Genomic DNA, 16,556 nt, shown 5'->3' on the forward strand with positions numbered 1-16,556 from the left:
ACTCAAGCGATACTATTTCTGAGTATACCATTGTCTTGTCAGAAACGAGCGTATTGACGAATTTATCGTTACGATCCAACCTACACAGTCAATGAAGAGGAGGGCTCTATGCAGTTGAACGAAATGATTGCCAAACAAATTGTCGAACGAACCATGAAGATCATCCCACACTCGATTAATGTGATGGATAATAAAGGTCGCATTATTGGATCCAGTGATCCTACTCGCTTATACCAAAAACATGAAGGAGCGGTACTTGCCATCACCGAATCACGAGTCGTTAATATTGACGAAGCCACTGCCGAACACCTAAAAGGGGTTAAGCCTGGAGTTAATTTACCGATTCTATTTCAGGATAATGTCATTGGGGCGATTGGGGTTTCTGGGACACTGCAGCAAGTTCATCATTTTGGTGAGCTGGTGAAGATGACCGCTGAGCTTATTGTTGAACAAGCTGTACTTATGTCTCAAGTAGAATGGAATAAGAGGCATCGTGAAGAATTGGTATTGCAATTAATCCGAGGTAGCACGCTTAATGACATGCAACTGCAATCCATCGCACAGCGTCTGGATCTCGACCTTGCACAACCGCGGATTGCCGCCATCGTCAAGGTGTTACCGATAGGAGACACTCCGCCTTCATTGGAAAACTTACAGCAATTAGTACATTTACTTGAATATCCCGAGCGCGATAATTTAGTCGGTATCTTGTCTGTTTCACAAAACGAAGTGGTGGTACTCAAGCCTATAACCCTGATAGGGAACAGCTGGTCCAAGGATGCAGAAGCCAAGCGCGTGAAATTGCTACTCAAAAGAATAAAGAAAGAAGCTAAGTTTCAAATCAAGATTGCGCTTGGGGATTACTTTACCGGACTTTCTGGTTTAGCACGCTCATATGATACCGCTGAGCTCACTATGCGCAGTGTCGGTAACCGCCCCGGAGACATGTTTTTCTATCAAGACTATCGACTGCCGGCCATTATGAGTAGCCTGTTACAAGATCCATGGATTCGTGAGCAACTGGAGCAGTCTTACCTACATCTTCAACAACAGGACAGTAAAGGGATACTGATCAAAACTTTGAAGACATATTTAAAGCAGAACTGTGATTCAGCTCTCACCTGTAACGAACTACATATCCATCGCAATACGCTACGCTATCGAACAGACAAGATAAACCAAATAACATCATTAAATATCAACAATATAGACGATCTATTTCAACTCTACATTGCAATAAATCTATTCCACTGGTCGAGCTAAAAAATGTGCAACTGCACAATTTAAAAGGACCGATTTGAGCACTTATTTGTAGAGAATGACAAAGACTTACCAACCCTATATCTTTATATTTGCCGAAAATGCCACATCGTTATCTGGGAAATAGAACATGATTGAAGTTTCAACTCTTGGCGCACTTTCAGCATTGATTGTTGCTATCGCGCTCATTCTTAAAAAAGTGCCACCCACCTACGGCATGATCATCGGTGCTTTGGTTGGCGGCGTGGTTGGCGGCGTTTCTCTCACCGAAACCGTTGAGTTAATGATAGGTGGTGCCCAAGGGATCGTCACTTCAGTGATGCGAATTCTCGCCGCTGGTGTGTTGGCCGGCGTACTAATTGAATCAGGGGCGGCTACCTCGATTGCAGAATCCATCATCAAAAAAGTAGGCGAAACTCGCGCCTTACTTGCTCTTGCCATTGCGACCATGATTTTAACCGCTGTTGGCGTTTTCGTTGATGTGGCCGTTATCACGGTTTCTCCTATTGCACTGGCTATTGCTCGCCGCGCAGACCTTTCTAAAACCGCGATCCTTTTAGCGATGGTGGGCGGCGGTAAAGCAGGTAATGTCATGTCGCCTAACCCAAATGCCATTGCGGCGGCTGATGCGTTCAATGTTCCGTTAACCTCTGTGATGGCTGCAGGCGTGATTCCGGGTCTATTTGGGCTGCTTTTCGCCTACTTCTTGGCAAAGCGCCTCGTCAATAAAGGTTCAAAAGTAGCGGAAAGTGAAGTGGTCAAAGCGGATCAAAGTTCACTGCCAAGCTTTTCTTCTTCAATCGTTGCACCGTTAGTGGCTATTGCCCTACTCGCGCTGCGACCACTCGCTGATATCAATGTTGATCCTCTAATTGCATTACCCTTGGGTGGATTGCTGGGTGCACTGGCTATGGGTCGCTTCAAACAAGCCAATAGCTTTGCGGTTTCAGGCTTGTCACGTATGGCACCGGTTGCTGTAATGCTACTGGGCACAGGAACCATTGCAGGCATCATTGCTAACTCAGGACTAAAAGCTGATCTGATTGAAGTGCTGACGATGTCTGGGCTGCCTTCTTACTTACTTGCTCCGTTTTCTGGCGCACTGATGGCACTATCAACCGCATCGACAACTGCCGGAACAGTAGTGGCATCGAATGTATTTGCCAGCACCATTCTTGAGCTAGGTGTTCCAGCTCTCGCAGGCGCAGCAATGATCCACTCTGGTGCGACAGTACTTGACCATATGCCACATGGTAGCTTCTTCCATGCCACGGGTGGTGCGGTACATATGAGTATTCATGAACGTCTAAAACTCATCCCTTATGAGTCAGCGGTCGGTCTTGTTATCGCCTTCGTCTCAGTAATGATCTTCGGTGTATTTGGTCTGTTTGTTTAAGTTTAAAGGTATCAAAATGAAAATTGTAATTGCTCCTGACTCATATAAAGAAAGCCTATCAGCAATGGGCGTTGCTCAAGCGATTGAAGATGGCTTTAAACAGCTAATACCAAACGCCGAATACGTAAAATTACCAATGGCTGATGGTGGTGAAGGCACAGTACAATCTCTGGTGGATGCGACCAATGGCTCTATCATCCAACATCCAGTGATTGGTCCATTAGGTGAAATTGTCGAAGGCTTCTACGGTATGTTCGGTGACGGTAAAACTGCCATTATTGAAATGGCGGCCGCTTCCGGCCTAGATTTAGTCTCTCCAGAACAACGTAATCCACTAAAAACCACTACCTATGGTACGGGTGAGTTGATCAAAGCCGTATTAGATAAAGGTGTTGAGCATATTATTATTGGCATTGGTGGTAGTGCGACCAATGATGGTGGCTTAGGAATGGCTCAAGCGCTAGGCATTCGTATGCTAGATGCAGAGGGTCACGAGCTGGTGTTTGGTGGTGGTGAACTGTCAAAACTGACAACCATTGATCTCACCAACCTCGACCCACGCCTACAAAACGTACGCTTAGAGGTCGCTTGTGATGTCGATAATCCATTATGCGGACCAAAAGGGGCATCACAGGTATTCGGTCCGCAAAAAGGCGCAACACCAGAAATGGTTGAGCTGTTAGATGCTAACCTTGCTCATTATGCCAGTATCATGAAAAACCAGTTAGGCGTCGATGTCATTGATCTCCCTGGTGCTGGCGCGGCAGGCGGTCTAGGCGCGGCACTTGTTGGCCTGTTAAATGCGGAGCTTCGCCCTGGTATTAACATCGTAATGGACGCCGTCAATTTAGATGAAATAGTCTCAGATGCTGATCTTGTGATTACAGGAGAGGGGCGCATTGATAGCCAAACCATTCATGGCAAAACACCGATTGGTGTCGCTCGCACAGCCAAAAAACATAAACTGCCTGTCATCGGTATTGCCGGCTGTCTAGCCAGTGATTGTGGTGTGGTTCATGAGCATGGTATCGACGCGGTATTTGCGGTAGTGAACCGTTCAGTAGACTTGCCGACAGCTTTGGCTGAAGCGGCTGAAAATATTGAACTTACTGCTCGCAATGTTGCAGCAATGTATACGATTAAGCACTAATCGAGCTCTCTGTAAGCTAAAAGCAATTTTCGCTGTATGCTAAAAGCAATTAAGGCCGCTATTCACAGCGGCCTTAATTATATTTACAACAAAATCAGACGTTACGCAGGCTCTTGGAAGATAACCGTGTCTGCTTTTTCCGTGTACTGACCCATTTTATGGAAGTTCAGGTAACGGTATGTATCAGCAGCCGTTGCATTAATCTTCTCAGCGTACTCTAAGTACTCTTCTTTCGTTGGGATGCGACCTAGAATCGCGCCAACAGCAGAAAGCTCAGCAGAAGCCAGATAAACGTTCGCGCCATTACCTAAGCGGTTCGGGAAGTTACGCGTTGACGTCGACATAACCGTCGAAGCATCAGCAACACGAGCTTGGTTACCCATACATAGTGAACAGCCAGGAGTTTCGATACGTACCCCAGCACGACCGAAGATGCCGTAGTAGCCTTCTTCTGTCAGTTGGTCTTTATCCATCTTCGTTGGCGGAGCCACCCATAGGCGAGTATTTAGCGAGCCGTTAAACTCTTCTAGCATCTTACCAGCGGCACGGAAGTGGCCGATGTTGGTCATACAAGAACCGATGAACACTTCTTGAATCTCTGTGCCTTGAACGTCAGATAGAAGACGAGCATCATCTGGATCGTTTGGTGCACATAGGATTGGTTGATCGATATCAGCAAGGTCAATCTCGATAACGTGCGCGTATTCCGCATCTGAATCAGCAGACAGCAACTCAGGGTTAGCTAGCCACTCTTCCATTGCTGTAATACGACGCTCAATCGTACGAACATCACCGTAACCTTCAGCGATCATCCACTTCAGCATCACGATGTTCGAGTTCAAGTACTCAGAGATAGACTCTTCAGAAAGCTTAACGGTACAACCTGCAGCAGAACGCTCAGCAGATGCATCAGAAAGCTCAAATGCTTGCTCAACAGATAAGTGCTCAACACCTTCAATTTCTAGTACACGACCAGAGAATTCGTTGATCTTACCTGCTTTCTCTACCGTTAGTAGGCCTTGCTTGATGCCGTAAAGAGGAATGGCATGTACTAGGTCACGTAGCGTGATACCCGGTTGCATTTCACCTTTAAAGCGAACCAAGATAGATTCAGGCATATCAAGAGGCATAACGCCTGTTGCTGCAGCAAATGCTACCAAGCCAGAACCCGCAGGGAATGAAATACCTAGAGGGAAACGAGTATGCGAGTCACCACCTGTACCTACAGTATCAGGAAGAAGCATACGGTTTAGCCATGAGTGGATAACGCCATCACCCGGACGAAGTGAAACACCCGCACGATTCATGATGAAATCAGGTAGCGTATGGTGAGTGTTTACATCAACAGGTTTCGGGTATGCCGATGTGTGACAGAAAGACTGCATTACAAGGTCTGCAGAGAAACCAAGACACGCCAGATCTTTAAGCTCATCACGAGTCATAGGACCGGTCGTATCTTGAGAACCCACTGTCGTCATTTTAGGTTCACAGTACTGACCAGCACGAACACCTTCAACGCCACATGCTTTACCAACCATCTTCTGAGCTAGCGTGTAGCCTTTATCAGATGCAGATGGATCGATTGGTTTAGCAAACAGATCCGTTTCAGCTAGACCTAGAGCGTCACGAGCACGACCCGTTAGACCACGACCGATGATCAGTGGAATACGGCCACCAGCACGCACTTCATCAAGAAGTACTTTGCTTAGCTCAAAGTTTGAAATCACAGAACCGTTCTTGTGAACAACACCTTCGTACGGGTAGATATCAATGATATCGCCCATGTTCATGTCTTGTACGTTCAGTTCAATGGGTAGTGCGCCTGAATCTTCCATTGTGTTGTAGAAGATTGGTGCAATTTTACCACCAAGACAAACACCGCCAGTACGCTTGTTTGGTACGAATGGGATATCTTCACCCATGAACCAAAGTACTGAGTTTGTTGCCGATTTACGTGAAGAACCTGTACCAACAACATCACCAACGTAAGCCAGTGGAATGCCATCTTTTTGCATTTCTTCAATTTGTTTGATTGGACCAACGCTACCCTGTTCATCAGGAGTAATGCCATCACGTTCCATCTTCAGCATCGCTTTCGCGTGTACTGGGATGTCAGGACGTGACCATGCATCAGGCGCTGGAGATAGGTCATCGGTGTTCGTTTCACCAGTGACTTTAAATACTTTTACTGTGATTTTTTCTGCTACTTTATCTTTCGCTGTAAACCATTCAGCATCAGCCCAAGATTGAAGTACTTGTTGTGCAGCAGCATTGCCAGCTTTCGCTTTCTCTTCTACGTCATAGAACGCATCGAACATCAGTAGAGTATGAGATAGCGCTTTAACAGCGATTGGAGCAAGCTCAGCATCGTCTAGTAGAGATACTAGAGATTCGATGTTGTAACCGCCTTGCATGGTACCAAGCAGTTCTGCAGCTTTTGCTTTGCTTACTAGTGGCGAAGCTACTTCACCTTTAGTGATAGCCGTAAGGAAGCCAGCTTTTACGTAAGCAGCTTCATCTACACCCGGTGGAATGCGATTTTCTAGTAGGTCAAGAATGATTTCTTCTTCACCTTGAGGTGGATTCTTCAGAAGTTCAACTAGGCCAGCTACCTGCTCAGCATCTAGTGGTTTTGGAACAACTCCTTCGGCAGCACGTTCTTCGACGTGTTTACGGTAGGCTTCAAGCACGACTTTTTTCCTCTCATTGCGGTTCACTTCTTCCCTTCATAATTGTTAGTAAAATAAAGAAGTGAACATCCTTGGAAACTTGGCTCTCCATTGCCATTTTTGTCATTCAATTTGTATTGATGAGCGGCGTCATAGAGGCCAAACTGTGGGCGGTAGAATAGCAAATTTAACGTTAAATTAAAATCTTATCATTTTGACCAACATAGCAAGTTAAGACGAAAGTCCCACTATTTTTGCCTAATTACGCACTTAAATGGCGACTCTGCGCATGATTATTTGTAGGACGTACCTACAATCAGATACACCGAATCGAAATTATCTTCGGTTCGGCCATAAGCTAAAATGATCGGCCCGATTGGAGAATCAACACCCGCGAAAACAGAACCCGCGGTGTACATTGGCGCTTCATCAATACTCAAATCATTGTTCGACCAAACACCACCATGCTCAATGGATGCGCCCACGTAGAATGGTGATTTAAAAAGGCCGAAGTCATTTTCAAACCACTTATAACGATAAATAAGGCTGGTGTAAGCCAAGTTCTGACCAATCATACTATTCCTTGGAATACCTGACAGGTTTAAGAAGCCACCAAGCTCTTTGGGATCAATAGGGAAAATCGAATTTTTGCTCTCTACAATACCGTAATCCAGCTTTGCGACTAAAGTATGCTTCTCAATACTCTTTGCTGCCATGAAATTGGCCGAAAACTCATAAACCGTATCACTCTCAGACGTTAAATCCGATTCACCAAGAGAGCTGTCATTATCAAAATCATCATGAGAAACGAGGTACTCTAAATCGACAAAGTAACCCTTGGTCGGTAAGCTGAAATTATCCAAAGTATCCAGTCGGTAACCCATGAAGCCACCAATACGCTTGTAGCCACCACTGCCCAATGAAGGTAACGAAGAAACCTCAACATCCCCATCTGTATAACGAACACCAAATGTCAGCTCCTGCCACAAGGTTGGTTGATAGCCTAATGCCAATTCACCGACATATTCACTATACGTCATAGGGAGATAATCTTTCGTTACGTCCAGTGTCGGTTCTTCAATATCATCAATATCTGCGGGTAGGTTTCTGTTCTCTTTGCTGTAAACAACCGATGCCGAAGTAAACAGCTTTTGACTCGAAAAGAATGGCGAGTAAAGTTCCGCTTCAATTCGCTTGTCCGTTCCCATCTCGATATTGGTTCTTAGCTCTGCACCATGCTTATTAATATCAGTAAAGTTGGCTGAGACACCGAGCGAGTATTGGCTTGTAGTAGAGAAATCATCTTCAAGAAAGAATCGAAAGTTGAGGTAGTTTGGCCCCCAAGATTTTTCGTTCACATCGACCAGCAGTTGCTCCTCGCCATCTACCGTGTCAAATTCATAAGTCACCAACTCGAATCTATCTAGCGCATAGAGGTCTTGTACTTTAGATTCAATTTCACTGGTCTTCAGAATCTCACCTGAATCAAGGTTTAAACGGTTTTCGATCAGCTTATCGGAATAGTGGGTATTGTTATTGATAACAACTCGGTCAACGACGGTCTTATCGCCGTGTTTTAGCTGTCTGCGCGCTTTTTGTTTGTCCTCGATATAATGCTGATAATCGGCATTTGAGAGCGATAGCTTAGAAAGTTCATCAGTATGCTGCTTAGCAGCTTCATAGCCCGCGAGGAAAGCCGATGGCATTTTATCAAATTCTGTCGTCTCCATTTCCCCAACATCTGGGCGCAGGAAGACATCATCGTCTGTTAAAGTTTCAGCTTGCTCTTGGGTGCTGCGTTGAACAAGATAATTAGAGAGTTGGTCAGCTGCGGCTAGAAAATTCGTGAAATCATCTTTGCCTTTGTAGTTGGTACTGATATCCACCGCAATGACGATGTCTGCACCCATCGCTCTGGCTACGTCGACGGGCATGTTATTGGTGACACCACCATCAACCAGCATTCGACCATCGAGGTCATAAGGGGGAAGCGCGCCGGGAACTGACATACTCGCCATCATGGCATCAACAAGGTGGCCATGATCGATGACCACCTCTTCAAGTTCGATAATGTCAGTTGCGACTGAACGGTAAGGGATAGCAAGGTGGTCAAAAGAATCCAGCGGGGATAAGTTACCCGTAGTTTCACGCAAAATACGCAACATATTCTGACCTTGAACCACGCCTTTTCTTGCTTTGATTTCTCCCCAGCCCAAACCTAGATCGGTGTTCAGCTGATAGCGGTCTTCATACTCTTTGTCACGCACTCGGCGATCACTACGGTTAACGCGATCACGATAACCGCGATTCCAATCAACCGTATAAATAAAGCTCTCGATCTCGTCTGCGCTCATCCCTGTCGCATAAAGACCACCAACGTATGAGCCCATACTGGTACCGGTAATGTAATCAACCGGGATTTGCATCTCTTCTAGAGCTTTAAGCACACCAATGTGAGCTGCACCTTTTGCCCCGCCACCAGCAAGAACGACAGCAACGGTTGGTCTTTTATGAGCTTGTTCAGCCTGCTGAGATTGATCAACCTGTGTCGCGGTGGATGCAAACAGCTGAAAACTGATCACAGTACCGACAATGCCTAAGCCACTCACTAACCAACGAGAAATCATTATGTTAACTGTCCTTGTCATTCTTTCTTGTTACGACTTTACCACTGAAAAAGCTTCTTTAGCCACTGTTTTGGTTGACTTTCACAGCCCTTTTTAATGTTTCCACCCTCATCCCAAACTGGCAGTTTGACTGCGCCATCACAATCAAACTCTAAAGCCCCTTGAGAAGTTCGAGTAAAGTTAGCGGTGACAATTCCTGTCGGCCAAGGCAGCAATAACTGCTCGGGTGTTCTCTGTTTCAGATAATCGGCATAAACACGTAACGCACCACTCGAACCAGTAAGCTTAGTCGGCTTATTATCATCACGTCCTAGCCAGATGGTCGTCACTTCACGGCCATCTACGCCCACGAACCAACTGTCTCGGCTGTCATTACTAGTGCCAGTTTTACCAGCTAACCCTGCCCATGCAAACTGACCTTGTAGGAAACGGCCCGTGCCTTCCGACACGCCACGTTTCATTGCATAGGTTGTAAGCCAAGCGGCTTGCTGGTCAACGCTTTGTGATACACGAGGGATCGACTGATACAGAACCTCGCCATCGTTATCAACAACTGAGCGAAGCGCAGACAAAGGTGCTATACGCCCAGAATTGGTAATGGTTTGATACATCTGCGCAACTTGGAACGGAGTCAGTGAGAACGAACCCAAAAACATCGACGGCACTGGGCGAATCTCATTTTTATCGACCCCCAGTTTTCCAATCGTATCCGAGACACTATCAATGCCTAATTGCATGCCTAAACGAACAGTAGGTACGTTGTAAGACTTAGAAAGCGCCACATACAAAGGCACATCGCCACGGAACTTACGATCGAAGTTTCTCGGGCTCCACACGCTACCTTTACTGCCTTTCAAGCTCAGTGGCGTGTCTTTCAATGTTGTCGCCAACGTGTACTTCTGAGGCTGCTCTAGTGCGGTTAAGTAAATTGCAGGCTTGACCAAAGAACCAATTGGGCGACTCGCGTTCAAGGCACGGTTAAAGCCATCGTAGCCAGTACGCTTACCACCGACCATCGCCCGGATTTCACCGGTATTTCTATCCACGGCAATAGCTGCTGCTTCCAGCTTATTACCTGCGGTTTTCGATAAATCAGGCACCTTACGAGCAATCGACTTCTCTAACTTGTCTTGAGATACCGGATCCAGAGAGGTAAAGACTCGAATCCCTTTTTTCGCCTCAAATCGATCGCCGACATACTTCTTAAGCTCAATGTTTACTTGTTGGAAATAAGCGGGCTGACGGCTAGCAATGCGTGGGTTGTCTTGAATATCCAAATCACGACTCGCCGCCTCTTCGTATTGTCGCGGAGTTAAGATGTCTTGTTGCATCAATAAGCGAAGAACCAGATCGCGTCGAGTCTTAGCACGCTCAGGATAGCGAACCGGATTGTAATACGACGGTCCTTTCACCATACCCACCAGCAGTGCTAGCTGATCGATGCGCAGCTCTTGAATAGGTTGACCAAAATACAAACGAGACGCTAAACCGAAGCCATGAATCGCTTGCCCACCATTCTGTCCAAGATAAACCTCATTTAAGTAAGCCTCTAGGATACGGTCTTTGCTGTAACGATGGTCTAAGATAAGTGCAATGTAGGCTTCACGAACCTTACGCCACAATGTACGTTCACTGGACAGGAACAGGTTTTTTGCCAACTGTTGTGTCAGCGTACTACCACCTTGTACCGTTCGCCCAGCTTTGACGTTAACGACCATTGCACGAGCGATGGCCAGTGGCGACACACCATCGTGTTGATAGAAGTTTCGGTCTTCGGTTGCCAGTAAGGCATCAACCATCACTTCTGGGAACTGATTGCGTTTTAAGAACAGGCGCTGCTCATCGTTACTTTTCTCAAGCATGCCAAGCATTTTCGGTTCAACACGCAGGTAGCCCATGTCGCCTTTCTTCTCCAGCGACTGAATGCGAGTTAATTCGTTACCATTGAAGTGCAGCATCACATGACGATCCGCTTCCGGTCCATCAACAAACTCGAACGGACGACGAATCATTTCAATCTTGGTCGAAGAAGAAGAGTATTCGCCTGGGTGACGAGGCGCGTTCACCTTACGGTAATTAAGTACATCGAGCTCATTCTTAACCTGAACCAAACTCACCGGAGTTCCCGGAGACAGGTCTAGCACTCGCGCATAAACCACGGTTGGCAAATCAAACAGCTGACCTTCAAAGCGCTGTTTGACCACAGAATCAAGATAAATACCGACGAACAACAGCAATGCCGCAAGCGCTAAGCCCGCTTTCCAAGAAATGCCCCATAGGATCTTCAACCAACCTCTTTTGCCAGATTTCTTAGCCTTAGGTTTGGTCTTTTTCGCAGCCGCTCTTGGTTTTCTTGGCTTGGCTTTGGTCGCTGGTGACTTCTTTGCTGGCGCTTTTTTAGGTGGTGCCTTTTTTGGCGTTAACATTTTGGTCATCATCGATTCAACTGTCGTTTGGTTTTAGTGGTTGCTACATGGTTAGCAGGGTCATCCGGCCAAGGATGTTTTGGGTAACGGCCTTTCATCTCTTTTTGTACTTCTTTGTACGCACCAGCCCAAAAGCCGGCTAAATCTTGAGTAATTTGCAGTGGTCGCTGTGCTGGAGAAAGTAGCTCAAGCACTACTTTTTTACGCCCTTGCGCGATCAATGGCGAGTCTTGTTCGCCAAAGACTTCCTGCATTCGCACTGAGATCACTGGTTCAGATTGATATTGATAACGAATGGCCTTCTTGCTGCCTGTTGGCATCAGATAGTGTGTTGGCAGCCATTGGTCGATTTCTTGATTCAAAGGCCAGCCAAGATAAGCCGACAATGCTTGCTCAATCGAAACACTAGCCAGCCCTTTTGCCGACTTAATGCCATTCAGATAGGGAGATAGCCACTCATCAAGGTGTTCAATCAAACTCGCATCGTCCATCGCTGGCCAATCATGCTCAGGCATCCAAAGTGCTGCACAGCGCACACGCTCAACCAACTGCTTAGCCGAAGCTGTCCAATTTAAGCGATCCAGCCCGCATCGAGCGACATAATTGAGCAGCGCTTGGCTCGCCTGATTCGCATCGGGATCAGGTAAAGCTTTGGTGCTGATAATCAACTTGCCCAGAGATACACGCTGCTCAGCAACTAAACGGCCACGTTTCTCATCCCAATCGGCGTAATCGGAACGCACAAACAGTTTTGGAAATTCAGCTTCTAACTGTGCGATATCAACCGCGGTGGCTAAGAAAATCTGACTGGCTCGCCCTGTGCTGCGCATCAAATCAATCACTACGATATAGTTATTGTTCGCCAGTGGATCATCATCACGAACCTCAGCACCGTGGCCATTCGCCAAAAGGAAAGCACTGCTGGTCGCGCTTCTCACTTGTGCAATCCGGTCTGGGAAGGCAAAACAAAGCACTAATGGTAGCAATGATTCGTCAGCTTGTGACAAATCTAAGTGATGATTGAGTTTGCTCGCGAGACTTTTCGCTCGCTGCATCACAACGCTATTTTTGGAATGTTTTCTTTGCTTAAGTCGATGCAAAGAGTGTTGAATATCTGTCACATTGCGCTCCGGCTCTTCCAGCAAAGCAGCAGCAACAATCGCGACATTCAACAGAGCAGGACTACCTTGCTGCGCTTTAACCAACATGCTGGCAATACGAGGCTCTAGACCTAAACGTTGGACCTGTTTTCCTAATGCCGTAAATTGACCATTATCGTCTAACAATTCAAGAGTCTGTAAGAGTTGCTTGGCTTGCCCGATAGAAGCTTTTGGTGGAACGTCTAACCATTGCAGTTCATCAGCACTCGCAGCGCCCCATTGCGTCAATTCAGACACCAGCGAAGACAAATCAGAATGAAGAATTTCAGGTTCTGGTATAGCTGGTTGCTGCATCAGCTGCGTTTCGCTGTACAAACGAACGCACAAGCCCTCTTCAATTCGTCCCGCACGACCTGCTCGTTGTTCAGCAGAAGATTGCGAGATCTTAACTTGCTCAAGCTTAGTAATACCGGTTTTCAGATCGAACTTCGCCACACGTTCAAGCCCGGAATCAACCACCAATCGAATGCCTTCAATCGTCAAAGAAGTCTCAGCAATATTGGTCGCTAACACCACCTTTCGACGCCCTTTCTCTGATGGCGCGATCGCTTTCTGCTGTTGAGAAAAGCTGAGTTGCCCATACAGAGGACACACATCGATATCATTGGCGAATTGTTCTAGTTGAGATTCCACCTGTTTAATCGCAGAAACGCCCGGTAAAAAGGCCAGAAGTGAGCCTAACTCTTTCTCCATCAGCGAACGAATCACGTTAGCCATTTTAGGGGCTAGATATTCATTTGCACTAAGAGGCTGATAACGGAAATCGACCGGAAAGGTGCGACCTTGTGATTCAACGTATTTGGCATCCGGTAGCAAAGTTTGTAGCGCTTGTTGATCTAAGGTTGCCGACATCACAACCACTTTTAGATCGTCACGCAGCGCGTCTTGGATCTCTAAGCTAAAAGCCAATGCGGTATCTGCGTGAATGCTGCGCTCATGAAATTCATCAAAGATCACCATATCAACCCCTGTCAATTCAGGGTCGGTTTGGATCATTCTTGTCATGATCCCTTCAGTAACAATCTCTAAGCGAGTCGTACTGCTGCTTTTAGATTCACCACGAACTCTAAAGCCAATGCTCTCTCCCACCTTTTCTCCCAATTGGCTCGCTAAGTAAGTGGCAATATTCCTTGCCGCTAAACGCCTCGGTTCAAGCATGATGATTTTGCCTTGAACGGCGTTGGTCTTAACTAACTGTAAAGGGAAGAATGTTGACTTACCCGCACCGGGAGCGGCCTTTAGAATAAGTTGAGTGTGTGTTTCTACGCCAGCGAGCAGATCTGGCATCACAGCTTCTATGGGCAGTTGTGGCAATGGGAGAACCTTGTGGTGTAATGTTGGCAACATTGTACATAAAAACCTACCTGTCTAAATAAGTAATATGCACTTCAATCCGCCATTAGAGCCTGCGACTCTTATTAAACGCTATAAACGTTTCCTCACTGACATCCAACTTCCTGACGGTAGCGAGCGTACTATTCACTGCGCTAACACTGGAGCGATGACAGGATGTGCGACTCCTGGCAATACGGTGTGGTACTCAACCTCCGATAATGCAAAGAGAAAGTACCCAAACAGCTGGGAGATCTCAGAAACAGACAAAGGTCATCGTATTTGTGTAAATACTGCGCGGGCAAACCAGCTAGCAGTGGAAGCAATTGAAAATGGGACTATAGTTGAACTCTTAGGTTATAACGCGTTACGAACCGAAGTGAAATATGGCAGTGAGAATAGTCGCATTGATATTCTGCTTGAAGATAACGAAAAGCCGCCTTGCTATATCGAAGTGAAAAGCGTCACTTTGCTCGACGAGCTAGAAACGTCAACTAAAGGGCAAGGTTTTTTCCCTGATGCGGTCACAACCAGAGGCCAAAAACATCTGCGTGAACTCACAGAAATGGTCGAATCTGGAAATAGAGCCGTACTTTTATTCACTGTTTTACATTCAGGTATTGAAAAAGTGTCTGCGGCACACCATATAGACGCCAAATATTCGTTATTACTAAAACAAGCACAAGACGCTGGAGTTGAAGTGCTTTGCTATAAAGCAGAGCTCAGCAGTACTCAAATACAACTAAAACAAGCTGTTGAATTTATCAATAGCTAGGCAAAGATGCTGAACTAATCACATTGATTGCAAGTTTGAATAAGAGTATTTGCCACCATTCGTTCTTTCTGCTATAGATACCCGCCTTAAAATTAGCTGCTTTGCAGTTGACTAGGTGTAAATAGGAGATGCTGTATGCCAGAATCTAAGAAAAAAGCGCTAGGCATCCTAGCCATCGCAGGTGTTGAACCGTACCAAGAGAAGCCAGGTGAAGAGTACATGTCACCTGAGCAAACGGAACATTTTACAAAAATTTTAGCAGCTTGGCGCAACCAGCTCAGGGAAGAAGTTGATCGTACTGTGCACCACATGCAGGACGAAGCAGCGAATTTCCCAGACCCAGTTGACCGTGCTTCTCAAGAAGAAGAATTCAGCTTAGAGTTACGTAACCGTGACCGCGAGCGTCGTCTTATCAAAAAAATTGAGAAGACATTAGACAAGATCGAAGAAGACGATTTCGGCTTCTGTGATTCTTGCGGTATCGAGATTGGCATTCGTCGCCTTGAAGCTCGTCCAACTGCTGATCTTTGTATTGACTGTAAAACACTTGCAGAGATCAAAGAAAAACAGATGCAAGGTTAATTCTTGCAGATGTAAAGAAAGGGAGCCTTGGCTCCCTTTTTTGTTTGTTATCCAAGCGAAGTATTTCACACGCTTGATAGTAAATAGCAGCTTTAAGCCTTAGTTCTATACATCAAACCTTGTTCTATAGATTGAAGCTTAGTTCTAGGCATTAAAGCTCTTGTCAAACGTCTTAAGAATCGGCTACTGCGGTACCATTTAGATTAGGTTGTTCACTCATGAATTATATCGGGCGCTTTGCACCATCACCGTCAGGTCCTCTTCATTTTGGCTCACTTGTTGCTGCTCTTGGTAGCTACTTTCAAGCGAAATCTAACCAAGGAAAATGGTTAGTTCGTATGGAAGACCTCGACCCGCCAAGAGAAATGGCCGGCGCTGCAGACCTCATTCTTAAGACGCTTGAGGCTTACCATCTATTTTGGGATGGTGAAGTCGTCTATCAAAGCCAACGTCATGACTTGTATCAAGCTCAAATCGATCAATGGGTTGCTGACAATCAAGCCTACTACTGCCAATGCACCCGCAAGCAGATAAAGGCTTTGGGCGGCTTTTACAATGGTCACTGTCGAGATGTAGGCCTAATCGATTCAGGTGAACAGGCGGTGCGCTTGTGCATGGACTTTCCAGTAGAATCCTTTGATGATGTTCGCCACGGCACCATTCAAATCCCTAAAGCACTAGCTGTAGAAGATTTTATTATTAAACGCAGAGATGGATTGTTTGCCTATAACTTGGCCGTTGTCCTTGATGACATCGAACAAGGAGTAACAGAAGTCGTAAGAGGCGCAGATCTGATAGAACCCACCGGTCGACAAATCAGTTTGTATAAGACGCTCAAGCAAAAAACAGTGAGCTACTTGCACTTACCATTGGCAACCGATGGCTTGGGGAATAAACTGTCAAAACAGAACCATGCCACCGCGATAGATCTCGACAACCCAAAACCAACGTTACTCAACGCGATGCGATTCTTAGGTTTTGATATCCCGACGGCTCTTTGTGAGGCTTCAATGGATGAGATTTTATTGTGGGGCTGCCAGCAATGGAACGTCAGTCAGTTACCTGATAGTTTACAAAAAGAGCACTGTAATTAGCTCGAAACTCACGGCAAATAGCAAAAACGACACATAAAAATGCCATAACCAACCAATGTGGTTAAGCAGACGATGTTCTCAAATG

Annotated in this window: 10 protein-coding genes; 6 read left to right on the top strand and 4 right to left on the bottom strand. The window is 46.1% G+C overall.

Features of this window, described 5'->3' with window-relative positions:
- The first annotated feature begins 108 nt into the window (after positions 1-108).
- The 3 genes from AB4329_RS01505 (at position 109) to AB4329_RS01515 (ending at position 3,806) form a co-directional block, all read left to right on the top strand.
- Complete coding sequence (locus tag AB4329_RS01505; protein ID WP_372137590.1) at positions 109-1,263, top strand: sugar diacid recognition domain-containing protein; 1,155 nt, start codon at positions 109-111, stop codon at positions 1,261-1,263.
- A gap of 127 nt (positions 1,264-1,390) precedes the next feature.
- Positions 1,391-2,656 carry a GntP family permease gene (locus AB4329_RS01510; protein WP_017059423.1) on the top strand — a complete coding sequence of 422 codons (1,266 nt, stop codon included), beginning with the start codon at positions 1,391-1,393 and terminating at the stop codon, positions 2,654-2,656.
- 16 nt (positions 2,657-2,672) lie between these two features.
- Positions 2,673-3,806 carry a glycerate kinase gene (locus AB4329_RS01515; protein WP_017059424.1) on the top strand — a complete coding sequence of 378 codons (1,134 nt, stop codon included), beginning with the start codon at positions 2,673-2,675 and terminating at the stop codon, positions 3,804-3,806.
- 101 nt (positions 3,807-3,907) lie between these two features.
- Here the strand turns inward: AB4329_RS01515 and acnB are convergent, their stop codons facing one another.
- The 4 genes from acnB to hrpB all read right to left on the bottom strand — a co-directional run bounded on the left by acnB (position 3,908) and on the right by hrpB (position 14,035).
- The gene (gene acnB, locus AB4329_RS01520; protein WP_017059425.1) at positions 3,908-6,496 is read right to left on the bottom strand and encodes a bifunctional aconitate hydratase 2/2-methylisocitrate dehydratase; all 2,589 of its coding nucleotides are present in this window, start codon (positions 6,494-6,496) and stop codon (positions 3,908-3,910) included.
- 272 nt (positions 6,497-6,768) lie between these two features.
- Positions 6,769-9,102, bottom strand: a complete 2,334-nt coding sequence (locus tag AB4329_RS01525) for a patatin-like phospholipase family protein (RefSeq protein WP_372137591.1) — start codon at positions 9,100-9,102, stop codon at positions 6,769-6,771.
- Between the two features lie 38 nt (positions 9,103-9,140).
- The gene (gene mrcB, locus AB4329_RS01530) at positions 9,141-11,540 is read right to left on the bottom strand and encodes a penicillin-binding protein 1B (protein WP_372137592.1); all 2,400 of its coding nucleotides are present in this window, start codon (positions 11,538-11,540) and stop codon (positions 9,141-9,143) included.
- Entirely contained in the window at positions 11,537-14,035 is a 2,499-nt protein-coding gene (gene hrpB / locus AB4329_RS01535; RefSeq protein WP_372137593.1) for an ATP-dependent helicase HrpB, read from the bottom strand. The genes mrcB and hrpB overlap by 4 nt, the downstream gene beginning before the upstream one ends.
- 34 nt (positions 14,036-14,069) lie before the next feature.
- On the opposite strand from hrpB, the gene sfsA reads away from it, so the two are divergent.
- From sfsA to gluQRS, 3 genes are all read left to right on the top strand, one after another.
- A complete protein-coding gene (gene sfsA / locus AB4329_RS01540; RefSeq protein WP_048612328.1) occupies positions 14,070-14,795 on the top strand; it encodes a DNA/RNA nuclease SfsA in 726 nt (241 codons plus the stop codon).
- 135 nt (positions 14,796-14,930) lie between these two features.
- The gene (gene dksA / locus AB4329_RS01545; RefSeq protein WP_004738189.1) at positions 14,931-15,377 is read left to right on the top strand and encodes an RNA polymerase-binding protein DksA; all 447 of its coding nucleotides are present in this window, start codon (positions 14,931-14,933) and stop codon (positions 15,375-15,377) included.
- A 218-nt stretch (positions 15,378-15,595) separates the two neighbouring features.
- Positions 15,596-16,471 carry a tRNA glutamyl-Q(34) synthetase GluQRS gene (gene gluQRS / locus AB4329_RS01550; RefSeq protein ID WP_017068882.1) on the top strand — a complete coding sequence of 292 codons (876 nt, stop codon included), beginning with the start codon at positions 15,596-15,598 and terminating at the stop codon, positions 16,469-16,471.
- The last annotated feature ends 85 nt before the right edge of the window (positions 16,472-16,556 follow it).

Source organism: Vibrio sp. 10N.261.54.A5, from assembly GCF_041471145.1.
Lineage (GTDB): Bacteria > Pseudomonadota > Gammaproteobacteria > Enterobacterales > Vibrionaceae > Vibrio > Vibrio crassostreae_C.